This is a genomic window from Azohydromonas sediminis (genome assembly GCF_003574675.1).
Classification (GTDB): domain Bacteria; phylum Pseudomonadota; class Gammaproteobacteria; order Burkholderiales; family Burkholderiaceae_C; genus Calidifontimicrobium; species Calidifontimicrobium sediminis.
Genome location: NZ_QOAZ01000004.1, coordinates 140,514 through 163,316, shown reverse-complemented (window position 1 = coordinate 163,316; position 22,803 = coordinate 140,514). Strand labels below are relative to the sequence as shown.

The following is a 22,803-nucleotide window of genomic DNA, read 5'->3' as shown; positions in this document are numbered from 1 at the left end:
GGCACTTGTCTTCGGTTCCGTAGCGCTCGAGGAACTCGGGCATCGAAAGTCCGGCTTGAAACTGCACTCGGTTCATCGGCATGGCGCGCCTCCAGGGTGGATGCGGCCATCTTCGTGGCTCACAGGCTCAAAGACTGAGCCCGCTGAGGTTGCTCGCTAATCAGGTGCAGTCATATGAGACAGTGCCGCCGTGCCGTGCGCCTTCGCGCGGCTGGCATGAACGCGCCTCTTGGGCATCACAGGTTAGGTTCGAAGGGCGTCGAATGTTGGATCGATTGACAACACTTGTGCGTGTTGGCATCATTTCCATCAATGAAGGCCTCACCATTGATCCGTCGGCGGGTCGTGCTGGCGGCAGACGCGTTTGTCGAGGTCGTCGTTTGGCGGGTGCGTGAGCCGGTCCCACCAGCATCGCACCCGTTCAAGTACAGGCTGGCCTATGTGGTGCGCGGGCAGTGCGTCCTGCGGTACGACAACGAAAGGGGCAAGGGCGATCATCGTCATATCGGCAACGTGGAATCGGCCTATGCCTTCACGACGCCGGAACAACTCATGGTCGACTTCGAGTCAGAAGTGAAGAGGTGGAATCGTGAACACGGTCGTACTTGAAGTTCGCTCTCTGAAGCAGACTCTGGCCGATGCCGCCCACGCGATGAGAACGGGCCGAGGCGAGCGTGAGGCGCGCATCGCGTTCGCGACGCCAGAGTTGCTCTGGCAAGTCCTGACCGCCAAGCGTTGGGAACTTCTCAAGGTCATGTGCCGAGCGGGACCGATGTCGATACGCGAGGCAGCCCGCAGGGCGGGCCGTGATGTCAAAGCGGTTCACGGTGACATCACGGCGTTGCTCGATGCGGGGGTACTGAGTCGCACACCGGAAGGGAAGGTCGAGTTCCCCTTCGACGCCGTCAGGGTCGAGTTCTTGCTTCAAGCCGCATAGAGCAACGCAACCCGAATGAGCGCTTCGCGGGCTCATCGCGGTTCCGGTCTGACCGCTGAAGATCGATGCAGCATGGCACGAGCAGCCACCCCACGGACAGGAATTGCGCTGGGCCTCGCGCCGGGTGATCTGCCTGGAACGGATCTGCTGACCAAGCTCATCGCCGCCGCCCTGAAGCGGCCAGTCATCGACGAAGATTCCTCGCGCAACCACGTGTGAACCTGCGGTCGCCCTCGTGGGGTCGCAGACGCGAGCCGCGATGGCGACGTGCGCGGCGCGCGTGGAGACGCCAAACTCGACCGAAGGCATCCCGCTGCAGATCCGGCGTCGTCCCCGGTGACTGAGTCTTGCCAAAGACGCTTGGAAATCCTGCTTCGGGCGAGCCAACGCGCACCGTCGCGAGCAGCTCGAGCAACGCGGCCACGTTCGACCGCACCGCGTCTTCGGTCGCCCGGCCGACGAGATCCGCGTGCGCCACCGCTCGCGCCCGAACGCGGCGTGGCCGCGGGTTTCGATGTCGTGCGCGAACACCACGACGTCATCCTGCAGCCGAAGCAGCCGATAGGCGATCGTGAGCGTCACCGTCTGGTCCCAGCGGCCCGTCATGGCATGGGCGCGCAGCTCGGCATCCAGCGCAAAACCGGACGCCGGCACCGGCGCCGTCGCGGCCCACAGCGTGCTTGCGCCCAACTGGGCCAGTCCTTCCAGGCCGGCGCAGCCGGCCGTCAGCATGCCCACGAGCGCCATCGCCAACCGCGGCGCTAGAACGCGCCGGTGCGACGACTGCGAGCGCCGCCGAGCAACACGCCAGCGCAACACGCCCTCCCGCTACGTCGACGACGCTCCAGCATACCCCCCGAGTTGCGGGTAGGTGCGCATCGGTTCACGCCTTCACCCCGGGGTCGCGGGATGCGCGTCGGACCACCGGGCGATAGCGTCGTGGCTCATCTCGAGGCCAGCGGCCGCCCTTGCAACGCACCGATCCGATGTCCATGAAAAACCTGCACCGCCTGCTGGCCACGATGGCCCTGCTGCCCTGGATGGCCAGCACCCATGCGGCCACGCTGACGATGAACGGCTGGCTGTTCGGCAGCGGCCACACCGTGAATGTCTCCGCTCCCACGTACCGAGGACTGGCCGGCGGCTTCAAGGGGTCATTGAGCGGGCTGAGCGACACGCGGTTCAACAACGCCCTGGTCGAGATGTACTGCGTCGATCTGGCCGAGAGCCTCGACACCTCGCCCGGCCGCACGTATTCCGTGAAGATGGACGGCGAACCTGGCACGGCGGTCTTCACGCTGATGCCGGCCAGCGCCCTGTTCTCCACCGCCATCGTGGACCGGCTCGCGCGGCTGGTCAGCCTGGTCGAAGGCACGCCGACCTGGGTCGACACCTCGCAAGAGTCGACGCCGATGCAGCTGGCGATCTGGAACACGATCTACGACGCCGACGTCTCGCTCACCGGCGGCACGTTCAACGATGCGAGCAGCCATGCGGCCTACGCCAACTCGCTGCTGGCCGCTTCCGTCGGGACGCCCATCACGCAGGACTTGTACGTGCTGCGCTCGGTGGGACAGCCGGGCAAGCAGGATCAGCTGATCTGGATCCAGCGCGTGCCCGAACCGGCGACATGGGTGCTCGTCGCGCTGGCGCTCGGCGGCGCCGCGGGCGCGCGCCGCTGGCGGTCTCAAGGCTGATCGGCGCCCGCCGCCGGCACCGCATCGTCGTCGAGCACGTCGTCGCCATACTCGGTGCGAAACGACGCCGCGTCGAGCCCCTGCTCGCGCAGCCAGCGCACCATCACGGCCTCGTGGCCGTGCGTGACGATGACGCGCTGGGCACCGGTGGCGGCGATCGCGCGCTGCAGCCCGGGCCAGTCGGCGTGGTCCGACAGCACGAAGCCGCGGTCGACGCCGCGGCGGCGGCGCGCGCCGCGCAGCTGCATCCAGCCGCTGGCGAACGCGTCGCTGCAGTCGCCGAAGCGCTTGAGCCACGCGCTGCCCTGCACCGATGGCGGCGCGACGACGAGCGCGCGCTTCAGGTCGTCGCGGCCCAGTTCATGTGCGCGGTGCGTGACCGGCAGCGCGATGCCGGCGGCACGGTACGCAGCGTTGACGGCCTCGACGGCGCCGTGCACGACGATCGGCCCAATCGACGCGTCGACACCCGCCAGCAGCCGCTGTGCCTTGCCGAAGCTGTAGCCCATCAGCAGGCTCGCGCGCCCGGCCGCGGCGTTGGCGGCCCACCACGCGTCGATCTCGGCGAACACCTCGGCCTGTGGCCGCCAGCGGTACACCGGCAGCCCGAACGTGCTCTCGGTGACGAACACGTCGCAGCGCAGCGGCTCGAACGGCATGCAGGTCGGCTGGGTCTCGTCGTGCGCGCTGAGGTAGTAGTCGCCCGAGACGACCCACACGCGGCCGGCGTGCTCGAGGCGCACCTGCGCCGCGCCGAGCACGTGGCCGGCCGGGTGCAGGCTCACGCGCACGCCGCGGTGCTCGACCACCTCGCCCCAGTCCAGCATCTGCAGCGCGATGTCGTCGCCGAGCCGCGCGCGCAGCACGCCGGCGCTCGCTGCCGAGGCGAGGTAGTGCGCGTGGCCGCGGCGCGCGTGGTCGGCGTGCGCGTGCGTGATGACGGCACGTCCGACCGGCCGCCACGGGTCGATGAAGAAATCACCCGGCGGGCAGTACAGCCCCTCGGGGCGCTCGACGACGAGGTCGGCCGCGGCGCGCGGCGCCACGGTGTCGGATGTCACGGCCACCGCGCGATCGTAGACGCAAGGCGCACGGCGTCGCGGCGGCCGCGTATGCTCGCGGCCTCGCCACGCACCGCCTCGCCGTGAACGCACCCGACGTCGCCACCCGCCGCCCCGCGCCGATGGAGCCGGCGCAGATCTTCTTCAGCGCGCACGGGCGCATCTCGCGGCGCACGTGGTGGCTGTACGGCGTCGCGGCGATCCTCGGCCTCGGGCTGTTGCTGACGGCGCTGCTGCGCATCGCCGGCGCCGACGAGGACACCGCCACCGCCGTCGCGTCGCTGGTGCTGCTGTGGCCGTCGCTGGCGATCTCGATCAAGCGCTGGCACGACCGCGACAAGTCGGCGTGGTGGGTGCTCGTCGGGCTGATCCCGGTCATCGGCGGGCTGTGGTTGCTGATCGAAAACGGCTTCCTGCGCGGCACACCGGGCCCCAACCGCTACGGCGACGACCCGATCGCCGTGCGCTGACTCGCGCAGCGCGGCCGCGCGCCGCGGCTTGCGCTACGATGGGCGGCAGGAGATGGCATGCCTCCTCGAACCGCCCGGGCAAGGCCGGGCCGATGATGCCTGCGAACCGGCCCGCCGGGCGGTCGCGTAGCGCCGTATCGCTTGCGCCCGCGGCGGCCCACCCGCAACAAGGACGGACCGCTTGCTCGCTTCGATTCTCGCGATCAGCGCCGGCGCCTCGCTCGGCGCGCTGCTGCGCTGGGTGCTGGGCACCCAGCTCAATGCCCTGTTTCCGATGCTGCCGCCGGGCACGCTGGTGGCCAACCTCGTCGGCGGCTACCTGATCGGCGTCGCGGTGGCCTGGTTCGGCAGCCATCCCGGCCTCGCGCCCGAATGGCGGCTGTTCATCGTCACCGGCTTCCTCGGCGGGCTGACGACGTTCTCGACCTTCTCGGCCGAGGTCGTCGCCCAGCTGCAGGCCGGCCGCCCCGGCTGGGCGCTGGCCACCGCGGCGGCACACCTGCTGGGCAGCGTCGCGATGACGCTGCTGGGCATCGCCACCGTCGCGTTCGCGCGCGCACCTTCGTCGCTCGGAGGCTGAACCATGAAGGGCTACCAGGTCACGTTCATCACGCCGCAGGGCCGCCGCCACGGCCGCCAGACGGTGCACGACTGGCTGCTCGGCGTGTGCCGCGAGGTCGGCGTGCAGGGCGTCACGACGGTGGTCGCGGCCGAAGGCATCGGGCGCAACGGCAGGCTGCACGCGGCGCACTTCTTCGAGCTCGCCGACCAGCCGGTCGAGGTCGTCGTCGCACTGACGCCCGAGCAGTGCGACGCGCTGTTTCGCCGCCTCGAGGCCGAGCAGGCCAATCTGTTCTACGTGCGCACCGAAGTCGAGTTCGGCGTCGTCGGCGCGCCGCCGCCCGGCTGAGCGCGGCGCGGCGCCGCGCCGCCGTCAGTACCGCCCGCCGACGCCGGCCACGCGCAGGTACAGCCGCGCGAGCCACGCCATCGCGGCGCGCTGCAGCACGGCCCACGGGCCCTGCGCGAGGCCGGGGCGCTTGATCTCGCGCGACTGCGCGATCGCGCGGTCGAACTCGGCGGCCAGCTCGCGCGTGAAGTCGGGGTCGCGCACGACGACGTTGGCCTCGAGGTTGAGCAGCAGCGACATCGGGTCGATGTTGGAGCTGCCCACCGTGGCCCAGTCGTCGTCGACGAGAGCGACCTTGGCGTGCAGGAACGCGGCCTGGTATTCGTGGATGTGCACGCCGCGCGACAGCAGCTCGGTGTACAGCGAGCGCGCCGCGAAGCCGGCGATGCGGTAGTCGAGCTTGCCCTGCAGCAGCAGGCGCACGCGCACGCCGCGCTGGACCGCGTCGCGCAGCGTGCGGCGGAACTGGCGCCCGGGGTAGAAGTACGGGCTCGCGAGGTCGATGCGCGTGCGCGCGCGGCGGAACGCATCGATGTAGGCGCGCTCGATCGCGCGGCGCTGGCGCAGGTTGTCGCGCACGACGAAGGCGGCCAGCATCGGCGCGTCGGCGGTGTCGGCGAGCACGCTGTCGCCGGCGACGATGCGCACCTCGCGCAGCAGCGCGCGCACGCGCGCCAGCGGGTCGGCCGCGCGCGCGAGCGCGCGCATCTGGTCGGGCCAGTCCTCGCCGAACGACGCGCGGTGCCACATCGCCTGCGTCGTCTGCAGCACCGGCGCGACGACGGGGCCGCGCACCTCGACGGCGAAGTCCAGCCGCGGCTCGGCGGTGGGGCCGTGGCGCAGGTCGTGGCGGTCGTCGATGATGTTGATGCCGCCGACGTAGCCGACCTCGGCGTCGACGACGCACAGCTTCTGGTGCAGCCGCCGCAGGTGCTCGGGCTGCAACAGCGCACGCCAGTTCGTCACCGGCCGGAACACGGTCAGCCGCACGCCGCTGCCGGCCCACCAGCGCTGCAGCGTCGGCAGCGCCGACATCGACCCGAAGCCGTCGACGACGACGTGCACGCGCACGCCGCGCCGCGCCGCGGCGGCCAGCGCATCGGCGACGCGCTTGGCGGCGGCATCGTGGTGGAAGATGTAGGTGGCGAGCCACACCTCGTCGCGCGAGCGCTCGATCGCGTCGCACATCGCCGGAAACATCTCGTCGCCGCCGCGCAGCAGGCGCACGCGGTTGCCGCCGGTGAACAGCGCCCGCGGGTGCAGGTACCAGCGCAGGTCGTGGTGGCCGGGCGCCGGCGGCGCCTCGACGGGCGGCAGCGTCGGAACCGCTGCAGGCGCTGGAGCCGCCGCTGGCGCCGGCGGCAACGGGGTCTCGGTCACGCGAGTTCGAGCTCGGCCACCAGCGGCAGGTGGTCCGACATGCGGGCCCACGCGCCGCCGCGGGGCACGAAGGTCGAGCGGCACACGAGCCCGCGCATGTAGACGCGGTCGAGCGCGAACACCGGCACGCGCGACGGGAACGTCAGCCGGTGCGACGCCGGCAGGTGCTCGGCGCGCGCGCGAGTGAGGCCAATCTCGGCCATCGGGCCATCGAGCTTCTCGCCCCAGTCGTTGAAGTCGCCGGCCACCAGCAGCGGCTCGTCGCGCGGCACGTTTGCGTCGAGGTACTGCGCGAGCCGCTGCACCTGGCGCACGCGGCTGGCGTGGATCAGCCCGAAGTGCGCGACGACGGCGTGGATCGTCAGCCCCTGCCACTGCACCGGCACGTGCAGCAGGCCGCGCTGCTCGAACGGGTGGTCCGACACGTCGTAGTGGCCGGGCTCGCCGATCGGCCAGCGCGACAGCAGCGCGTTGCCGTGCTCGCCGTGGCGCGTGACGGCGTTGGTGCGGTAGGCGACGTCGTAGCCCTCGGGGGCGAGGAACTCGGCCTGCCCCTGCTGCGGCCAGCCGAACCAGGTGCGCTCGAACTGGCGTGCCTCGCGCGCGTGGAACAGCCGCACCTCCTGCAGGAACACGAGGTCGGCGTCGAGCGCCTCGATGCCCAGCCCGAGGTTGTGGATCTCCAGGCGCTTCCTCGGGCCGACGCCGCGCACGCCCTTGTGGATGTTGTAGGTGGCCACGCGCAGCACCTCGCCCGCGCCGTCGAACGGCGGCAGCAGCGTCGACTGCAGCGGGTTCAGCTGCCTCAGGTGCTGGCGGATCACGGTCGGTGGTCCTCGGGCGGCGGATCCGGCAGGAAATGCGGCAGCTGCAGGATGGCCTCGGCGTTGCTCGGCGAGAAGCAGCGGTCGGCCGCCTCGCGCCAGGGCAGCCATTCGAACCGCAGATGCTCGCGCGGGTTCAGCGTGACCGCGATGCCGCGCGGCACCGTCAGGCCGAACACGTGCTCGGTGTTGTGCGTCACGCCCGGCGCGTAGCGGTGGCGCCAGACGGGGTAGATCTCGTAGACGTTGGACAGGCCCCAGTCGCGCAGCGCCGACAGCGGCACGTCGCCGCCGTCGCCGATCGCGATGCCGGTCTCCTCGGCCACCTCGCGCACGCAGGTGCGCACGAGCGGCTCGTCGGGGTCGTCCTTCGAGCCAGTGACGCTTTGCCAGTAGCCGGGCCGGTCGGCGCGCTCGATCAGCAGCACCTCGCGCTGCGGCGTGTGGATCACGACCAGCACCGACTCGGGGATCTTGGGACGGCGGCCGGCCGCGGACTCAGACACCGCCGACCACCGCGTCGAGGGCATCGACCAGCGACGCCGATGCATGCCGCAGCGAGGCCACCGGCTCGCGCAGCAGTCGTGCCGGCAGCGGTGCACACAGCTGCGCCGCCGGATACAGCCTTTCACCGCCAATGTCGACCGGCTGCGAGAGCCGCCGCGGCAGCGCCGCCGCGGGCACCGACATGCGCGCGAGCGGCATCACCAGCCGCGTCGCGACACGGTCGAGTTGGTCGCTCTGGATCACGACGAGGTACGGGAACGCCTCGCGCTGAGCCGGCGACGGATTGGCGTAGACGTCGAATTGCGCCATGCCCGTCACCAAGGGCGGAATTCTTCGCCAGGGATGCCGAAGCGATCGACCAGGCGGTTCTGCTCGTCGACCCAGTCCTTGTACTTCTCGTAGAACGCGGCACCGGCGTCGTGGCCCGAGACAGCCGGCATCTGCTCGGCACGCAGCAGCTGCGCGTAGCGCTCGCTCGAGATCACGACGCTGTACGGCCGCCCGGCCTTCTCGATGAACACCGGCTCGCGCTGCGAACGCTCGAGCACCTGCCCGAGACGGTTCTTGGCTTCGGTGGCGGTGACGCTCGTCGGCATGGCAGGCAGCCCGTTAGCTAATCTGGCCATCGATCGTACACCGCTGCCGCGCGGCGCGCCGCAGCGCCAGCGCGCGGGCGGCGACCCCACCGGCCGTGTGCCGCGCTCAGCTGCGCGGATTGCGCAGCCGGATGTGCAGCTCGCGCAGCTGCTTCTCGTCGACCGGGCTCGGTGCGCCGGTCAGCAGGCACTGCGCGCGCTGCGTCTTCGGGAACGCGATCACGTCGCGGATCGACTCGGCGCGCGTCATCAGCGTGACGAGCCGGTCCAGCCCGAACGCGAGCCCGCCGTGCGGCGGCGCGCCGTACTGCAGCGCGTCGAGCAGGAAGCCGAACTTCGCCCGCGCCTCCTCGTCGCTGATGTTCAGCGCCTTGAACACCTTGCGCTGCACGTCGGCGCGGTGGATGCGCACCGAGCCGCCGCCGAGCTCCCAGCCGTTGAGCACCATGTCGTAGGCCTTGGCCAGGCAGGCGCCCGGGTCACTGTCCATCAGGTCCTCGTGGCCGTCCTTCGGCGACGTGAACGGGTGGTGCATCGCGTTCCAGCGGCCCTCGTCCTCGTCGTACTCGAACATCGGGAAGTCGACGACCCACAGCGGCGCCCAGCGGTCCTCGAACAGGCCCTTCGCGCGCCCGAACTCGCTGTGGCCGATCTTGGTGCGCAGCGCGCCCAGCGCGTCGTTGACGACCTTGGCCTTGTCGGCACCGAAGAAGATCAGGTCGCCGTTGGCCGCACCAGTGCGCTGCAGGACCGCGGCGATCGCCGCGTCGTGCAGGTTCTTGACGATCGGGCTTTGCAGCCCCTCGCGGCCCTTCGCGAGGTCGTTGACCTTGATCCACGCCAGCCCCTTGGCGCCGTAGATCTTGACGAACTCGGTGTAGCCGTCGATCTCGCCGCGGCTCATCTCGCCGCCGCCGGGCACGCGCAGCGCGGCCACGCGCCCGCCCGGGGTCGTGGCCGGTCCCGAGAAGACCTTGAACTCGACATCGGCCATCACGTCGGTCAGCTCGGTGAACTCGAGCTTGACGCGCAGGTCGGGCTTGTCGCTGCCGAAGCGGTGCATCGCCTCGGCGTACGTCATCACCGGGTACGCCGGCAGCTCGACGCCGAGCGCGCGCTGGAACACGCGGCGGATCATGCCCTCGAACAGCGCGCGGATCTCGTCCTCGCCGAGGAACGAGGTCTCGATGTCGATCTGCGTGAACTCGGGCTGGCGGTCGGCGCGCAGGTCCTCGTCGCGGAAGCACTTCGTGATCTGGTAGTAGCGGTCGAAGCCGGCGACCATCAGCAGCTGCTTGAACAGCTGCGGCGACTGCGGCAGCGCGAAGAACATGCCGTCGTGCACGCGGCTGGGCACGAGGTAGTCGCGCGCGCCCTCGGGCGTGCTCTTGGTGAGCATCGGCGTCTCGATGTCGATGAAGCCGTGCTCGTCGAGGAACTTGCGCGCCTCCATCGCGACGCGGTAGCGCAGCATCAGGTTCTTCTGCATCTGCGGGCGGCGCAGGTCGAGCACGCGGTGCGTCAAGCGCACCGTTTCGCTGAGGTTGTCGTCGTCGAGCTGGAACGGCGGCGTCACGCTCGGGTTGAGCACCTCGAGCTCGTGCGCGAGCACCTCGACCTTGCCGCTGACGAGGTTCGCGTTCTCGGTGCCGGCGGGACGCGCGCGCACGACGCCGACGACCTTCAGGCAGAACTCGTTGCGCACGCCTTCGGCGGTGGCGAACGTCTGCGGCCGGTCGGGGTCGCAGACGACCTGCACGATGCCTTCGCGGTCGCGCAGGTCGATGAAGATCACGCCGCCGTGGTCGCGCCGGCGGTGCGCCCAGCCCATCAGGGTCACGGTCTGGCCCATCAGGGCGTCGCTGACGAGGCCGCAGTAGCTGGTTCTCATGGGATGGAGGCTCCGGGTCGGGGTGGTTCGTGGGGAATCGGGCAGCCGGGGTTCGGCGCGGGGCGCGGCACGGCCACGGACCGCGCGCTCAGCCGGCCGGGGTACGCGCCAGCGGCAGCTTGGGCGCAGCGCCCGGCGCGGCGGCCGGCACGACGACGCCCATCGAGATGATGTACTTCAGCGCCGCATCGACGCTCATGTCGAGTTCGATCACGTCGGCGCGCGGCAGCATCAGGAAAAAGCCCGACGTCGGGTTCGGCGTCGTCGGCACGTAGATGCTCAGATAGTCGCCTGGCAGGTGCTCGGCGACCTCGCCGCCGGGCTTGCCGGTCACGAAGGCGATCGTCCACGCGCCGGCGCGCGGGTACTGCACCAGCACCGCTTCGCGAAACGCCTGCCCGCTGCTCGAGAACAGCGTGTCCGAGACCTGCTTGACCGAGCTGTAGATCGACTTGACGATCGGAATCTTGCCGACGAGCCGGTCCCACTGGCGCAGCCACCACTGGCCGAAGAAGTTGGTCGCGAAGATGCCGGTGGCCAGCAGCAGCACGAACACGACGACGACGCCGAGCCCGGGCCAGTCGCGCAGCCGCTCGATGCCCGACTGCGCGCTCGCCGGCGCGATGGCCGCCACCGCCGACAGCAGCGCGCCGAAGACGCCGTCCATCAGGCCGACGAGCCACAGCAGCACGTACACCGTGATGGCCAGCGGCAGCCACACGAGCACGCCGGCGACGAGAAACCGCTTCACGTCGGGCCTTCAGCGGGCGGTCGGGGGGTGCGGGGCAGGCGGTGCGGCAGGCCGCGTCGGTGCCGGGCCGCGCCGCGCCGCGTTCAGGCGCAGCCGCACGAGGCGCCGCAGCCGCCGGACGCCGCGCCGGCGTCGCTCGTGGCGGTGGCCGGCTTGGATTCGCCGGCGGCCGCGCCGTCGGCGGGCTTGGCCGACGCGCCGCCGCTGCCGCCGCGAAAGTCGGTCACGTACCAGCCCGACCCCTTGAGCTGGAAGCCGGCGGCCGTCACCTGCTTGGCGAAGGTCTCGGCGCCGCAGGACGGGCAGGTGGTCAGCACGGGGTCGGAGATCTTCTGCAGCACGTCCTTCGCGTGGCCGCAGGACGAGCAGCGGTAGGCGTAGATGGGCATGATGCAACTCCTGCCGGCGCTCGCGCGCCGGGGTTGGGGTGATGGGGACTGTCGGGCCGTTCAGCGCCCGCCACCACGCGCGGCAGCGGCACGGCTGAAAAACCTCGAATTCTACATTTCGAGGCCCCGCCGCCGGTTTCAACCCCCCTGCCCCGCGCCGCGCCGGCGCAGGCGCGCTCAGCCGCGCAGCCAGTGCAGCCAGGCCTGCGTCAGCACCGCACCGGTGACGAAGCCGGCGACGGCCAGCACCACCGACTGCACCAGCCGGCGCGTGCGCCGCTGCTCGGCGAGCAGTTCGCGCAGCAGCGGCACCGGGTCGCCGGCGCGCTGCTGCAGCGACCGGTGCACCAGCCGCGGCAGCTCGGGCAGCAGGTGCGCGTAGCGCGGCGCCTCGTTGCCCAGGCGCGCGAGGAAGCCGCGCCAGCCGACCTGCTCGTCCATCCAGCGCTCGAGGAACGGCTTGGCCGTGCTCCACAGGTCCAGATCGGGGTCGAGCTCGCGCCCGAGCCCCTCGATGTTGAGCAGCGTCTTTTGCAGCAGCACGAGCTGCGGCTGGATCTCGACGTTGAAGCGCCGCGAGGTCTGGAACAGCCGCATCAGCACGTTGCCCAGCGAGATCTCCTTGAGCGGGCGGTCGAAGTACGGCTCGCACACCGCGCGGATCGCCGACTCGAGCGCGTCGACGCGCGTCGACGGCGGCACCCAGCCGCTTTCGACGTGCAGCTCGGCCACGCGCTTGTAGTCGCGGCGGAAGAAGGCGATGAAGTTCTGCGCCAGGTAGTCCTTGTCGAAGTCGGTCAGCGTGCCGACGATGCCGAAGTCCAGCGCGATGTAGCGCCCGAACGTGGCCGGCGCGACCGAAACCTGGATGTTGCCCGGGTGCATGTCGGCGTGGAAGAAGCCGTCGCGGAATACCTGGGTGAAGAAGATCGTCACGCCGTCGCGCGCGAGCTTCTTGAAGTCGACGCCGGCGTCGCGCAGGCGCTGCACCTGGTTGATCGGGATGCCGTTCATGCGCTCCATCACGATCACGCCCGGCGTGCACAGCTCCCAGATCATCTCGGGGATCAGCACCAGGTTCAGCCCCTGCATGTTGCGCCGCAGCTGCGCGGCGTTGGCCGCCTCGCGCACGAGGTCGAGCTCGTCGTGCAGGTAGCCGTCGAACTCGGCCACCACCTCGCGCGGCTTCAGGCGCCGTCCGTCGACCGAGACGCGCTCGACCCAGCGCGCCAGCCGGTGCAGCAGCGCGAGGTCGTCGTCGATGACGGCGAGCATGCCCGGGCGCAGCACCTTGACCGCGACCTCGCGCCCGTCGAGCAGCTGCGCGAAGTGCACCTGCGCGATCGACGCGCTGGCCACCGGCTCGGCGTCGAAGCGCGCGAACACCTGCTCGATCGGGCGGCCGAACGCGCGCTCGACGAGCGCGCGCGACTGCGCGCTCGGAAACGGCGGCACGCGGTCCTGCAGCCTGGCGAGCTCGTCGGCGATGTCGGGCGGCAGCAGGTCGCGGCGCGTGCTCAGCACCTGGCCGAACTTCACGAAGATCGGCCCGAGCCGCTCGAGCGCGCGCCGCAGCCGCACGCCGCGCGGCTCGTCGAGGCGGCGGCCGACCGTGATCACGCGCGCCAGCAGCCGCACCCAGCGCTGGCGGAACCCCGACAGCGCGATGTCGTCCAGCCCGAAGCGCAGGACGGTGTAGACGATGAAGACCAGTCGCGCGAACTGCCTCATGGGCCGCCGCGCTCGGCGCCACCGGGCTTCAGGCGCGTGGCCAGGTCGACGCCGGTGCGCACGGCCGTGCGCAGCGCGCGCGCCAGCGCCGAGCCGGCGCGCGCCAGGTCGTGCGCGACGCGCGCACCGAACAGGCGCTCGAGGTCGGCCTCGGCGTCCCAGCGCACGTTGTCGATGACCCAGTGCACGTCGGCGGCGAGCGCCGCGTCGCCGGCGATCTCGACGCCCGGCGTGTCGCCGAGCAGCACGCGCGCGCCGAGCAGCGCCGGGTTCGACGCATCGACGTGCACGTGCAGGTCCGGCTCGGCGAGGCCCTCGGCCTGCCATTCGACGAGCCCCGCCGGCGTGACGGCGAACGCCAGCCGCGGCGGTGGCGGCAGCAGCGACGGCCAGCGCTCGAGGTAGACGTGCACCGTGCGCCCGCGGTGCGCGGCCAGCCGCTGCGTGGCCGCCGGCTCGGCGGCGAGCACGTGGTTGATGGCCAGCGTCAGCCGCTCCATCATGGCCGGGGCGACGAGCGAGGCGAGCGCGTGAAGCATGCACGGATTGTAGGCAGCGCCCACCCCGCATCCGGTCGTCCCGGCGCGGCCGCCCGTTGTGGACAATGCGGCGGCGCCCACCGAGCGCGGCGCCGACCACCTCCCCCATGACGACGATCCTGCTGACCGGTGCCACCGGCTACATCGCCTCGCACACCTGGCTAGCGCTGCACGCGGCGGGCTTTGCCGTCGTCGGCGTCGACAACTTCGCCAACAGCTCGCCTGAGGTGCTCGCGCGGCTGCAGCGGCTGACCGGCGCGCGCTGCGAGTTCGAGCAGGCCAGCGTGTGCGACGCCGCCGCGCTCGACGGCGTGTTCGCCCGCCACCGCATCGACGCCGTCGTGCACTTCGCCGCGCACAAGGCGGTCGGCGAGTCGGTGGCACGGCCGCTGGACTACTACGCGAACAACGTCGGCGGGCTGGTCACGACGTGCCAGGCGATGCTGCGCCACGGCGTGCGGCGCTTCGTGTTCAGCTCGAGCGCCACCGTCTACGGCGAGCCGGCCACGCTGCCGATCCGCGAGGACTTCCCGCTCGCCGCGACCAACCCCTACGGCCAGACCAAGCTGATCGGCGAGCAGGTGCTGCGCGACCTCGGCCGCGCCGAGCCGGCGTGGCAGACCGCGTGCCTGCGCTACTTCAACCCCGTCGGCGCGCACGAGTCGGGGCTGATCGGCGAGGACCCGCGCGAGGCGCCGAACAACCTGATGCCCTACGTCGCGCAGGTCGCGGTGGGCCGGCGCGCGAAGCTGCAGGTCTTCGGCAACGACTACCCGACGCCCGACGGCACCGGCGTGCGCGACTACATCCACGTCGTCGACCTCGCCGAAGGCCACGTCGCGGCGCTGCAGCGCCTGCTCGACGCGCCGGGCTCGTTCACCGTCAACCTCGGCACCGGCCGCGGGCACAGCGTGCTCGAGGTCGTGCACGCCTACGAGCGCGCCAGCGGTCGCACCATCCCGTACGAGATCGTCGCGCGCCGCCCGGGCGACGTCGCCGCGTGCTGGGCCGACCCGACGCTGGCCGCCGAACTGCTCGGCTGGCGCGCCAAGCACGACCTCGCACGCATGTGCGCCGACAGCTGGCGCTGGCAGCAGCGCAACCCGAACGGCTACGCCTCGACCCCATGAACACGATCCCCGTCCAGCCCGTCGTGATGGCCGGCGGCTCCGGCACGCGGCTGTGGCCGCTGTCGCGCGCCGGTTACCCGAAGCAGTTCCTCGTGCTCGCCGGCAACGACAGCCTGTTCCAGCAGGCCGCCAAGCGCCTGGCGGCGCTGGCCGGCGACGGCGTCGCGGTGGCGCCGCCGCTGGTGGTCGGCAACGAGGAGCACCGCTTCCTCGTGCTCGACCAGCTGCGCGAATGCCGGCTCGAGCCCGGCGCCGTGCTGCTCGAGCCGGCCGGGCGCAACACGGCGCCGGCGCTCACGCTGGCCGCGCTGGCCGCCCTCGACGGCGGCGCCGACCCGGTGCTCGTCGTGACACCGGCCGACCAGACCGTCACCGACGACGCTGCCTTCACGCGCGCGCTGCGCGCCGCGGCGCAGCGCGCGGCCGCGGGCGACATCGTGATCCTCGGCGTCGCGCCGACGCGCCCCGAGACCGGCTACGGCTACATCCGCGCCGGCGCGCCGGCCGGCGACGGCGGCGCGTTCGACGTCGCCGCCTTCGTCGAGAAACCCGACGCCGAGACCGCGCGCCGCTACCTCGCCGAGGGCGGCTACTTCTGGAACGCCGGCATGTTCGTGCTGCGCGCGAGCGCCTGGCTCGCCGCGCTCGAGCGCTTCCGCCCCGACATCGCAGCGGCCACGCGCGCCGCGTGGGACGCGCGCCGCCGCGACGACCGCTTCGTGCGCCCGGGTGCGGCCGAGTTCGCCGCGGTGCCGGCCGAGTCGGTCGACTACGCCGTGATGGAGCGCTGCCCGGGCAGCGGCACCGCGATCCGCATGGTCACGCTCGACGCCGGCTGGAACGACCTCGGCGCGTGGGACGCGGTGTGGCAGGTGCTGCCGAAGGACGCGGCCGGCAACGCGACGGTCGGCGATGCGATCGTCACCGACAGCCGCAACACGCTGGTGCACGCGAGCAGCCGGCTCGTCAGCGTGATCGGCGTCGACGACGTCGTCGTCGTCGAAACGGCCGACGCCGTCCTCGTGGCCAGCCGTGCGCGCAGCCAGGACGTCAAGAAAGTCGTCGAGCGGCTGGGCGCCGAGCAGCGCGGCGAGCAGGCGCTGCACCGCAAGGTGCACCGCCCGTGGGGCTGGTACGACAGCATCGACGACGGCCCGCGCTTCCAGGTCAAGCGCATCATGGTCAAGCCCGGCGCGAGCCTGAGCCTGCAGATGCACCACCACCGCGCCGAGCACTGGATCGTCGTCAAGGGCACCGCCGAGGTCACCGTCGGCGAAAAGAAGATCCTGCTGACCGAGAACCAGAGCACCTACATCCCGCTCGGCGAGGTGCACCGCCTGGCCAACCCGGGCAAGGTGCCGCTCGAAATCGTCGAGGTGCAGTCGGGCAGCTACCTCGGCGAAGACGACATCGTGCGCTTCGAAGACACCTACGGCCGCCGCTGACGCGTACCGCGGCCGTTCAGCGCGCCGGCGCCGACGCCTCGGGCAGCACGTCGCTGGCGGCCGGGTCGACGGCCGGCGGCGGTGACGCGGCGAACGCACCGACGTACTCGACCCGGGCTTTCTGCCGCTGCGCGAGCAGGTCGTCGCGCACCAGCGCGCGGCGCCGCTCGGCGAGCATGCGCTGCTCGATCGCCGGGCGCGCCGCGTCGAAGTCGAGGGGCTGCTCGCGCGAGCCGGCGCGCACGACGATTTGCACGCCGCCGGGTGCGACACTGAAGAGGGCCTGCCCGTCGTCGAGCGCCGCGATCGCCTTCGCCACCGCCGGTGGCAGCTGCTCGGCCGGGCGCACCGCCTGCGTCGCGACGAAGCGGTAGCCGTTGGCGCGCAGCCACTCGACGAACTCGCCGGTCTGACGCGTGGCCTCGAGCTGCGCGCGCAGCGCGTCGAGCTGATCGGGTCGCGCCTCGACGGCGAACTCCTGCAGCTGGTAGATGCGCCGCTGCGCGAACAGCCACGGGTGCTCGTCGTGGTAGCGGCGGATCTCGTCGTCGGTGGGCTTGGCGGCGGCCGCGCCGACGTGCTCGGCGTAGGCGCGCGCGAGCACCTCGCGCCGCGCGGCGTCGAGCTGCAGCTGCACGCGCGGGTCGCGCTCGAGCTTGAGCTCGGCGGCGCGCTGCACCGCGAGCTGCTGGTGGATCAGCCGCTCGAGCACGACGCGCGCGGCGGCGTCGGTCTGCGGCGGCCGCAGGCCGGGCTGCTGCTGCAGCACGAGGTCGATCTGCGGCACCGTGATCGCCTCGCCGTTGACGCGCGCGGCCACCGGCTGCGCGGCGCGTTCCTTCTTCGTCGGGTCGCCGCAGCCAGCCAGCAGCGCGGCCACCGCGAGCAGCGCGGCCACCGCGCGCGGCGTCAGCATTTGATGCCCACGTGCAGCGCGACGACGCCGCCGGTGAGGTTGTGCACGTCGACGTGGCCGAAGCCGGCGGCCTTCATCATCGCCTTGAGCGTCGCCTGGTCGGGGTGCATGCGGATCGACTCGGCGAGGTAGCGGTAGCTGTCGGCGTCGCCGGCGACCCACTGGCCGAGCCGAGGCAGCACGTTGAACGAGTACCAGTCGTAGACCTTCTCGAGCGGCTTGGCGACCTTCGAGAACTCGAGCACCAGCAGCCGCCCGCCCGGCTTGAGCACGCGCGCCATCTCGGCGAGCGCGAGCTCCTTGTGCGTCATGTTGCGCAGCCCGAAGGCGACGCTGACGACGTCGAAGCGGTCGCTGGGAAACGGCAGCCGCTCGGCGTCGCAGACGACGGTGGGCAGCGCCAGGCCTTCGTCGAGCAGGCGGTCCCGCCCGGTGGTCAGCATCGCGAGGTTGATGTCGGTGTGCACGACGCAGCCGCTGGCGCCGACCTTGCGCGCGAACGCGCGCGCGAGGTCGCCGGTGCCGCCGGCGATGTCGAGCACCTGCTGACCCTCGCGCACGTCGGCCACCGCGACCGTGTACGCCTTCCATGCCCGGTGCAGGCCGAGCGACATCAGGTCGTTCATCAGGTCGTACTTCGGCGCGACGGAGTCGAAGACGCCGCGCACGCGCTGCGCCTTCTCGCGCTCGTCGACGCTCTCGAAGCCGAAGTGGGTCTGCGCCATCGCCGTGCTCAGTGGTGGCCGCAGCCGGCGCCCGCCTTCTCGGGCATCGGCGCGTCGCGGTCCACACCCGCCTCGGCGAGCCGGCGCGCGTACTCGGCCCACAGCTCGTCCTGCTTCGAGCCGAGGAAGTACAGGTAGTCCCACGAGAAGATGCCCGAGTCGTGCCCGTCGGAAAACGTCGGCTGGATCGCGTAGTGGCCCACCGGCTCGAGGCCGACGATCTCGACGTGGCGCTTGCCCGTCTGCAGCACCTCCTGCCCCGGCCCGTGGCCCTGCACCTCGGCCGACGGCGAATACACGCGCATCAGCTCGAACGGGATGCGAAAGCGCGCGCCGTCGTCGAACGCGATCTCGAGCACGCGCGACTGCTGGTGCACCGTGACCTCGGTCGGTTGCGGGGTGTTGCGGTCGAGACCGGCCATGCGAAGACTCCGAAGATGCGGGGGTGGCGCGCGGGGCGACGACCCGCGCCGTCAAGCATAGTGCAAGCGCTCGGCCAGCACGCGGTCGAGCTCGGGCAGCCGCGCGCGCAGCGCGGCCAGCCGCGCCGTGTCGGGCGCACGCTGCGCCGCGCCCCACACCGGCTGCGGGAAGTGGCTGTCCCAGTCGAAGCGCGCGATCACGTGCCAGTGCAGGTGCGGCGTCACGTTGCCCAGCGACGCGAGGTTGATCTTGGTCGGCTGCAGCCGCTCGCGCAGCGTGCGCTCGACCGCGTCGACGAGCACGATGCAGCGCTCGCGCTCGGCCGGGTCGAGGTCGCTGAACTCGGCGACGTGGCGGTTGCAGACGACGCGGTAGAAGGCCGGGAACGCGGCGTCGTCGACGCGGACGACGCGCCAGTCGCCGTCGTGGTGGACGAGCCGCCCGCCGTCGTGCTCGCACAGCTCGCAGCCGGCGACCTTCGCGGCCATGCTCACACCAGCACGCGCTCGATGCCGCCGGCGTTGGCACGCGCGACGTACTCGGGCAGCCAGTTCTCGCCGAGGATCTGACGCGCCATCTCGACGACGATGTAGTCGGCCTCGAGCAGGCCGCTGCTCAGGTCGTCCTGGTAGCGGCTCAGGCCCTGCAGGCAGCTCGGGCACGAGGTGAGGATCTTGACGTTGCCCTGCACGCCCTGCGCGCGCAGCGCCGCCTCGTTCTTGCGCAGCTCCTCTTCCTTGCGGAAGCGCACCTGCGTGCTGATGTCGGGCCGCGTGACGCCGAGCGTGCCGCTCTCGCCGCAGCAGCGCTTGCTCTCGAGCACCTGGTCACCGACCAGCGCCTTCACGGTCTTCATCGGCTCTTGCAGCTTCATCGGGCTGTGGCAGGGGTCGTGGTACAGGTACGCGCCCTTGGACGGCAGCACGATGCCCTTCTCGAGCAGGTACTCGTGGATGTCGATGATGCGGCAGCCGGGGAAGATGTCCTCGAACTTGTAGCCCTGCAGCTGGTCGTAGCACGTGCCGCAGCTGACCACCACCGTTTTGATGTCGAGGTAGTTCAGCGTGTTGGCCACGCGGTGGAACAGCACGCGGTTGTCGGTGATGATCTTGTCGGCCTTGTCGAACTGCCCGCTGCCGCGCTGCGGGTAGCCGCAGCACAGGTACCCCGGCGGCAGCACCGTCTGCACGCCGGCGTGCCACAGCATCGCCTGCGTCGCCAGCCCGACCTGACTGAACAGCCGCTCCGAGCCGCAGCCGGGGAAGTAGAACACCGCCTCGGTGTAGACGCTCGTGCGTGCCGGGTCGCGGATGATCGGTACGTAGTGCTTGTCCTCGATGTCGAGCAGCGCGCGCGCCGTCTTCTTCGGCAGGCCGCCGGGCATCTTCTTGTTGACGAAGTGGATCACCTGCTCCTTGAGCGGTGCCTTGCCCACCGTGGCCGGCGGCGCGGCCGTCTGCGCCCGCGCGACGACCTTGAGCACGTCGTTCGCGAAGCGCTGCGCCTTGAAGCCGACGTCGACCATCGCGCTGCGCATCAGCTTGATCGTCTGCGGGTTCGTCGCGTTGAGGAACAGCATCGCCGCCGCGTTGCCGGGCCGGAAGCTCTTGCGCCCCATCTTGCGCAGGAGGTTGCGCATGTTCATCGACACGTCGCCGAAGTCGATGTTGACCGGGCACGGGTTCAGGCACTTGTGGCACACCGTGCAGTGGTCGGCGACGTCCTCGAACTCGGCCCAGTGCCTGATGCTGATGCCGCGGCGCGTCTGCTCCTCGTACAGGAACGCCTCGATGAGCAGCGAGGTCGCGAGGATCTTGTTGCGCGGGCTGTACAGCAGGTTCGCACGCGGCACGTGGGTCGCGCACACCGGCTTGCACTTGCCGCAGCGCAGGCAGTCCTTGATGCTGTCGCTGATCGCGCCGATGTCGCTTTGCTGCATGATCAGCGACTCGTGGGCCATCAGCCCGAAGCTCGGCGTGTAGGCGTGGCGCAGGTCGGCGGCGCGCACGTCGTCGCCCAGGCCGCTCAGGTCGCGCAGCAGCTTGCCCTTGTTGAAGCGGCCCTCGGGGTCGATGCGGCGCTTGTAGTCGGCGAACGCGGCGATCTCGTCGTCGGCGAGGAACTCGAGCTTCGTGATGCCGATGCCGTGCTCGCCGCTGATCACGCCGTCGAGGCTCTTCGCGAGCTTCATGATGCGAGCGACCGCCTCGTGCGCGGTCTGCAGCATCTCGTAGTCGTCGCTGTTGACCGGGATGTTGGTGTGCACGTTGCCGTCGCCGGCGTGCATGTGCAGCGCCACCCACACGCGCCCGCGCAGCACCTCGGCGTGGATGCGCTCGCACTCGTCGAGCACCGGCTTGAACGCGGCGCCCGAGAACATCTCGCGCAGCGGCGCGCGGATCTGCGTCTTCCACGACGCGCGCAGCGTGCCGTCCTGCAGGTCCTCGAAGAAGGTGCGCCCGCCGGCCTGCACGACGTCCAGCCCCTCCAGCCACTGCTGCCACAGCGCCCGCACCTCGCGCAGCAGCTGCAGCGCCTGCTGCACGCGGTCCTCGAGCAGTTCGGCGCTCGGGATCTCGCCGGCGTCGTCGCTGCGGCCCAGCGGCAGCGCGCCGCGCGCGAAGAACGCCTCCAGCCGGTCGACGAGCTGCAGCTTGTTGCGCAGGCTCAGCTCGACGTTGATGCGCTCGATGCCGTTGGTGTACTCGCCCATGCGCTCGAGCGGGATCACCACGTCCTCGTTGATCTTGAACGCGTTGGTGTGCTTGGCGATCGCCGCGGTGCGCTTGCGGTCGAGCCAGAACTTCTTGCGCGCGTCGGCGCTGACCGCGACGAAACCCTCGCCGGCGCGGCTGTTGGCGATGCGCACGACCTCGCTCGCCGCGCGCGCGACGGCGGCCTCGTCGTCACCGACGATGTCGCCGAGCAGCACCATCTTCGGCAGCCCGCCGCGCTTGCTCTTCGTCGCATAGCCGACCGCCTTGAGGTAGCGGTCGTCGAGGTGTTCCAGCCCCGCGAGGATCGCGCCGCCCGGCTTCTTCGCCTCGGCGAACATCAGGTTCTTGATCTCGACGATCGCAGGCACCGCGAGCTTCGCGTTGCCGAAGAACTCCAGGCACACGGTGCGCACGTGCGCCGGCATGCGGTGCACGACCCAGCGCGCGCTCGTGATCAGGCCGTCGCAGCCTTCCTTCTGGATGCCCGGCAGCCCGGCGAGGAACTTGTCGGTGACGTCCTTGCCGAGCCCTTCCTTGCGGAACACGCGCCCCGGAATGTCGAGCCGCTCGGTGCGCAGCAGCTTCTTCCCGCTGGCGTCGTAGTGGCGCAGCTCGAAGCTCGCGACATCGACGTCGTGGATCTTGCCCAGGTTGTGGTTCAGCCGCACGACCTCGAGCCAGGTCGCCTCGGGCGTGACCATCTTCCAGCTCGCGAGGTTGTCCAGCGCCGTGCCCCACAGCACGGCCTTCTTGCCGCCGGCGTTCATCGCAATGTTGCCGCCGATGCAGCTGGCCTCGGCACTCGTCGGGTCAACCGCGAACACGTAGCCCGCGCGCTCGGCCGCGTCGGCCACGCGCTGCGTGACCACACCCGCTTCGCTCCACACCGTGGGCACCGGGTGGTCGACGCCGGGCAGCGTGACCATCTCGACCTCGCTCATCTTCTCGAGCTTCTCGGTGTTGATCACCGCGCTCTTCCACGTCAGCGGCACCGCACCGCCGGTGTAGCCGGTGCCGCCGCCGCGCGGGATGATCGTCAGGCCCAGCTCGATGCAGCCGGCCACGAGGCCGGCGATCTCGGCCTCGCTGTCGGGCGTCAGCACGACGAACGGGTACTCGACGCGCCAGTCGGTCGCATCGGTCACGTGCGACACGCGCGACAGGCCGTCGAACTTGATGTTGTCCTTTGCGGTGTGGCGACCGAGCACGCGCCTCGTGCGCCGGCGCAGCGCGTCGACGGCGTCGAACGACGCGGCGAACTCGCGCACCGCCGCGCGCGCGGCGGCCAGCAGTTCGCCGACCAGCGCGTCGCGCGCGGGGTCGGCGGCGTCGCGACGCTTCTCGATTTCACGCAGCCGGTGCTCGAGCGCCTCGATCAGCAGCGCGCGGCGCTTCGGGTTGTCGAGCAGGTCGTCCTGCAGGTACGGGTTGCGCTGCACGACCCAGATGTCGCCCAGCACCTCGTAGAGCATGCGCGCCGAGCGGCCGGTGCGGCGCTCCTCGCGCAGCCGGTTCAGCACCTCCCACGCGCGCGCGCCGAGCAGGCGCTGCACGATCTCGCGGTCCGAGAACGAGGTGTAGTTGTAAGGAATCTCGCGCAGACGCGGCGCGGCGCCTTCGGCGGCCCCGGCGGTCGTCGCCGCGGCGGCCAGCGTGGTCACGGGAAGGGGTGCGTTCATGGGTGGCAGGCCACGAACGGGCGGGCCTGTCGAGGCACTTGGAGAGCAATCGTACCGCAGCCCCCCTGCCCCGACGGCCGGCAGG

The 22,803-nt window shown here is 71.3% G+C and carries 24 protein-coding genes and 1 riboswitch; of the genes, 7 read left to right on the top strand and 17 right to left on the bottom strand.

Features of this window, described 5'->3' with window-relative positions; all coding sequences use genetic code 11:
* Positions 1–312: 312 nt before the first annotated feature.
* Positions 313–609: a toxin-antitoxin system TumE family protein gene (locus DRV96_RS18530; protein WP_119288102.1), complete on the top strand. Its 297-nt coding sequence runs from the start codon at positions 313–315 to the stop codon at positions 607–609.
* On the opposite strand, the gene DRV96_RS18345 is transcribed toward DRV96_RS18530, so the two are convergent.
* Positions 551–1,684: a hypothetical protein gene (locus DRV96_RS18345; protein ID WP_210756966.1), complete on the bottom strand. Its 1,134-nt coding sequence runs from the start codon at positions 1,682–1,684 to the stop codon at positions 551–553. The genes DRV96_RS18530 and DRV96_RS18345 overlap by 59 nt on opposite strands.
* Positions 1,685–1,929: 245 nt before the next feature.
* Between DRV96_RS18345 and DRV96_RS04250 the strand changes: the two genes are divergently transcribed.
* On the top strand, positions 1,930–2,634 hold the full coding sequence (locus DRV96_RS04250; RefSeq protein WP_162910939.1) for a PEP-CTERM sorting domain-containing protein: 705 nt from the start codon (positions 1,930–1,932) through the stop codon (positions 2,632–2,634).
* Here the strand turns inward: DRV96_RS04250 and DRV96_RS04245 are convergent.
* Positions 2,625–3,701: a ligase-associated DNA damage response exonuclease gene (locus DRV96_RS04245; RefSeq protein WP_235823274.1), complete on the bottom strand. Its 1,077-nt coding sequence runs from the start codon at positions 3,699–3,701 to the stop codon at positions 2,625–2,627. The genes DRV96_RS04250 and DRV96_RS04245 overlap by 10 nt on opposite strands.
* Positions 3,702–3,778: 77 nt before the next feature.
* Between DRV96_RS04245 and DRV96_RS04240 the strand changes: the two genes are divergently transcribed.
* The 3 genes from DRV96_RS04240 (at position 3,779) to DRV96_RS04230 (ending at position 5,075) form a co-directional block, all read left to right on the top strand.
* On the top strand, positions 3,779–4,165 hold the full coding sequence (locus tag DRV96_RS04240; protein WP_210756965.1) for a DUF805 domain-containing protein: 387 nt from the start codon (positions 3,779–3,781) through the stop codon (positions 4,163–4,165).
* 39 nt (positions 4,166–4,204) lie between these two features.
* Positions 4,205–4,274: riboswitch (Fluoride riboswitch) on the top strand.
* A 72-nt stretch (positions 4,275–4,346) separates the two neighbouring features.
* Entirely contained in the window at positions 4,347–4,745 is a 399-nt protein-coding gene (crcB, locus tag DRV96_RS04235) for a fluoride efflux transporter CrcB (protein WP_119288095.1), read from the top strand.
* Positions 4,746–4,748: 3 nt separating this feature from the next.
* The gene (locus DRV96_RS04230; protein ID WP_119288093.1) at positions 4,749–5,075 is read left to right on the top strand and encodes a DUF190 domain-containing protein; all 327 of its coding nucleotides are present in this window, start codon (positions 4,749–4,751) and stop codon (positions 5,073–5,075) included.
* A 24-nt stretch (positions 5,076–5,099) separates the two neighbouring features.
* Here DRV96_RS04230 and clsB read toward each other — a convergent pair whose 3' ends face one another.
* The 10 genes from clsB to DRV96_RS04180 form a co-directional block, all read right to left on the bottom strand.
* Positions 5,100–6,455 carry a cardiolipin synthase ClsB gene (gene clsB, locus DRV96_RS04225; protein ID WP_235823273.1) on the bottom strand — a complete coding sequence of 452 codons (1,356 nt, stop codon included), beginning with the start codon at positions 6,453–6,455 and terminating at the stop codon, positions 5,100–5,102.
* Complete coding sequence (locus tag DRV96_RS04220) at positions 6,452–7,255, bottom strand: endonuclease/exonuclease/phosphatase family protein (RefSeq protein ID WP_235823277.1); 804 nt, start codon at positions 7,253–7,255, stop codon at positions 6,452–6,454. The genes clsB and DRV96_RS04220 overlap by 4 nt, the downstream gene beginning before the upstream one ends.
* 20 nt (positions 7,256–7,275) lie before the next feature.
* Positions 7,276–7,785, bottom strand: coding sequence for a dihydroneopterin triphosphate diphosphatase (gene nudB, locus DRV96_RS04215; protein ID WP_235823272.1), 510 nt, complete (start codon positions 7,783–7,785; stop codon positions 7,276–7,278).
* A complete protein-coding gene (locus DRV96_RS04210) occupies positions 7,778–8,095 on the bottom strand; it encodes a CcdB family protein (RefSeq protein ID WP_119288088.1) in 318 nt (105 codons plus the stop codon). Before DRV96_RS04210 ends, nudB begins: the two co-directional genes overlap by 8 nt.
* A 5-nt stretch (positions 8,096–8,100) precedes the next feature.
* A complete protein-coding gene (locus DRV96_RS04205) occupies positions 8,101–8,382 on the bottom strand; it encodes a type II toxin-antitoxin system prevent-host-death family antitoxin (RefSeq protein WP_119288085.1) in 282 nt (93 codons plus the stop codon).
* A gap of 106 nt (positions 8,383–8,488) precedes the next feature.
* Positions 8,489–10,273 (bottom strand): aspartate--tRNA ligase, encoded by a 1,785-nt coding sequence (gene aspS, locus DRV96_RS04200; RefSeq protein ID WP_119288083.1) that lies wholly within the window; start codon positions 10,271–10,273, stop codon positions 8,489–8,491.
* Between the two features lie 88 nt (positions 10,274–10,361).
* Positions 10,362–11,024 carry a DUF502 domain-containing protein gene (locus DRV96_RS04195; protein ID WP_119288081.1) on the bottom strand — a complete coding sequence of 221 codons (663 nt, stop codon included), beginning with the start codon at positions 11,022–11,024 and terminating at the stop codon, positions 10,362–10,364.
* Positions 11,025–11,107: 83 nt separating this feature from the next.
* Entirely contained in the window at positions 11,108–11,413 is a 306-nt protein-coding gene (locus DRV96_RS04190) for an FmdB family zinc ribbon protein (protein WP_119288079.1), read from the bottom strand.
* A 177-nt stretch (positions 11,414–11,590) separates the two neighbouring features.
* On the bottom strand, positions 11,591–13,144 hold the full coding sequence (ubiB, locus tag DRV96_RS04185) for a ubiquinone biosynthesis regulatory protein kinase UbiB (protein WP_119288077.1): 1,554 nt from the start codon (positions 13,142–13,144) through the stop codon (positions 11,591–11,593).
* Positions 13,141–13,683: a hypothetical protein gene (locus tag DRV96_RS04180; RefSeq protein WP_119288075.1), complete on the bottom strand. Its 543-nt coding sequence runs from the start codon at positions 13,681–13,683 to the stop codon at positions 13,141–13,143. Before DRV96_RS04180 ends, ubiB begins: the two co-directional genes overlap by 4 nt.
* A gap of 107 nt (positions 13,684–13,790) precedes the next feature.
* Here DRV96_RS04180 and galE point away from each other — a divergent pair, with 107 nt between their 5' ends.
* Both galE and DRV96_RS04170 read left to right on the top strand, forming a co-directional pair.
* Complete coding sequence (gene galE, locus DRV96_RS04175) at positions 13,791–14,813, top strand: UDP-glucose 4-epimerase GalE (RefSeq protein ID WP_119288073.1); 1,023 nt, start codon at positions 13,791–13,793, stop codon at positions 14,811–14,813.
* Positions 14,810–16,258, top strand: a complete 1,449-nt coding sequence (locus DRV96_RS04170; protein WP_119288071.1) for a mannose-1-phosphate guanylyltransferase/mannose-6-phosphate isomerase — start codon at positions 14,810–14,812, stop codon at positions 16,256–16,258. The genes galE and DRV96_RS04170 overlap by 4 nt, the downstream gene beginning before the upstream one ends.
* 16 nt (positions 16,259–16,274) lie before the next feature.
* Here the strand turns inward: DRV96_RS04170 and DRV96_RS04165 are convergent, their stop codons facing one another.
* From DRV96_RS04165 to DRV96_RS04145, 5 genes are read right to left on the bottom strand one after another with little or no spacing between them, the layout of a single operon-like run.
* On the bottom strand, positions 16,275–17,174 hold the full coding sequence (locus tag DRV96_RS04165) for an EpsD family peptidyl-prolyl cis-trans isomerase (protein ID WP_119288070.1): 900 nt from the start codon (positions 17,172–17,174) through the stop codon (positions 16,275–16,277).
* Positions 17,168–17,899 (bottom strand): bifunctional demethylmenaquinone methyltransferase/2-methoxy-6-polyprenyl-1,4-benzoquinol methylase UbiE, encoded by a 732-nt coding sequence (gene ubiE / locus DRV96_RS04160; protein WP_119288068.1) that lies wholly within the window; start codon positions 17,897–17,899, stop codon positions 17,168–17,170. The genes DRV96_RS04165 and ubiE overlap by 7 nt, the downstream gene beginning before the upstream one ends.
* An 8-nt stretch (positions 17,900–17,907) precedes the next feature.
* On the bottom strand, positions 17,908–18,321 hold the full coding sequence (locus DRV96_RS04155) for a gamma-butyrobetaine hydroxylase family protein (protein ID WP_119288066.1): 414 nt from the start codon (positions 18,319–18,321) through the stop codon (positions 17,908–17,910).
* A 51-nt stretch (positions 18,322–18,372) separates the two neighbouring features.
* Positions 18,373–18,810, bottom strand: a complete 438-nt coding sequence (locus DRV96_RS04150; RefSeq protein WP_119288064.1) for an HIT family protein — start codon at positions 18,808–18,810, stop codon at positions 18,373–18,375.
* Positions 18,811–18,812: 2 nt separating this feature from the next.
* Positions 18,813–22,718 carry a DUF3683 domain-containing protein gene (locus tag DRV96_RS04145; protein ID WP_119288062.1) on the bottom strand — a complete coding sequence of 1,302 codons (3,906 nt, stop codon included), beginning with the start codon at positions 22,716–22,718 and terminating at the stop codon, positions 18,813–18,815.
* Positions 22,719–22,803: the final 85 nt, after the last annotated feature.

Bases quoted from the DNA above. Each gene is read 5' to 3' on its own strand.
- DRV96_RS18530 (WP_119288102.1), top strand. From the start codon at position 313: ATGAAGGCCTCACCATTGATCCGTCGGCGGGTCGTGCTGGCGGCAGAC.
- DRV96_RS18345 (WP_210756966.1), bottom strand. From the start codon at position 1,684: ATGGCGCTCGTGGGCATGCTGACGGCCGGCTGCGCCGGCCTGGAAGGA.
- DRV96_RS04250 (WP_162910939.1), top strand. From the start codon at position 1,930: ATGAAAAACCTGCACCGCCTGCTGGCCACGATGGCCCTGCTGCCCTGG.
- DRV96_RS04230 (WP_119288093.1), top strand. From the start codon at position 4,749: ATGAAGGGCTACCAGGTCACGTTCATCACGCCGCAGGGCCGCCGCCAC.
- DRV96_RS04210 (WP_119288088.1), bottom strand. From the start codon at position 8,095: ATGGCGCAATTCGACGTCTACGCCAATCCGTCGCCGGCTCAGCGCGAG.
- DRV96_RS04205 (WP_119288085.1), bottom strand. From the start codon at position 8,382: ATGCCGACGAGCGTCACCGCCACCGAAGCCAAGAACCGTCTCGGGCAG.
- aspS (WP_119288083.1), bottom strand. From the start codon at position 10,273: ATGAGAACCAGCTACTGCGGCCTCGTCAGCGACGCCCTGATGGGCCAG.
- DRV96_RS04190 (WP_119288079.1), bottom strand. From the start codon at position 11,413: ATGCCCATCTACGCCTACCGCTGCTCGTCCTGCGGCCACGCGAAGGAC.
- ubiB (WP_119288077.1), bottom strand. From the start codon at position 13,144: ATGAGGCAGTTCGCGCGACTGGTCTTCATCGTCTACACCGTCCTGCGC.
- DRV96_RS04180 (WP_119288075.1), bottom strand. From the start codon at position 13,683: ATGCTTCACGCGCTCGCCTCGCTCGTCGCCCCGGCCATGATGGAGCGG.
- galE (WP_119288073.1), top strand. From the start codon at position 13,791: ATGACGACGATCCTGCTGACCGGTGCCACCGGCTACATCGCCTCGCAC.
- DRV96_RS04170 (WP_119288071.1), top strand. From the start codon at position 14,810: ATGAACACGATCCCCGTCCAGCCCGTCGTGATGGCCGGCGGCTCCGGC.
- DRV96_RS04165 (WP_119288070.1), bottom strand. From the start codon at position 17,174: ATGCTGACGCCGCGCGCGGTGGCCGCGCTGCTCGCGGTGGCCGCGCTG.
- ubiE (WP_119288068.1), bottom strand. From the start codon at position 17,899: ATGGCGCAGACCCACTTCGGCTTCGAGAGCGTCGACGAGCGCGAGAAG.
- DRV96_RS04155 (WP_119288066.1), bottom strand. From the start codon at position 18,321: ATGGCCGGTCTCGACCGCAACACCCCGCAACCGACCGAGGTCACGGTG.
- DRV96_RS04150 (WP_119288064.1), bottom strand. From the start codon at position 18,810: ATGGCCGCGAAGGTCGCCGGCTGCGAGCTGTGCGAGCACGACGGCGGG.
- DRV96_RS04145 (WP_119288062.1), bottom strand. From the start codon at position 22,718: ATGAACGCACCCCTTCCCGTGACCACGCTGGCCGCCGCGGCGACGACC.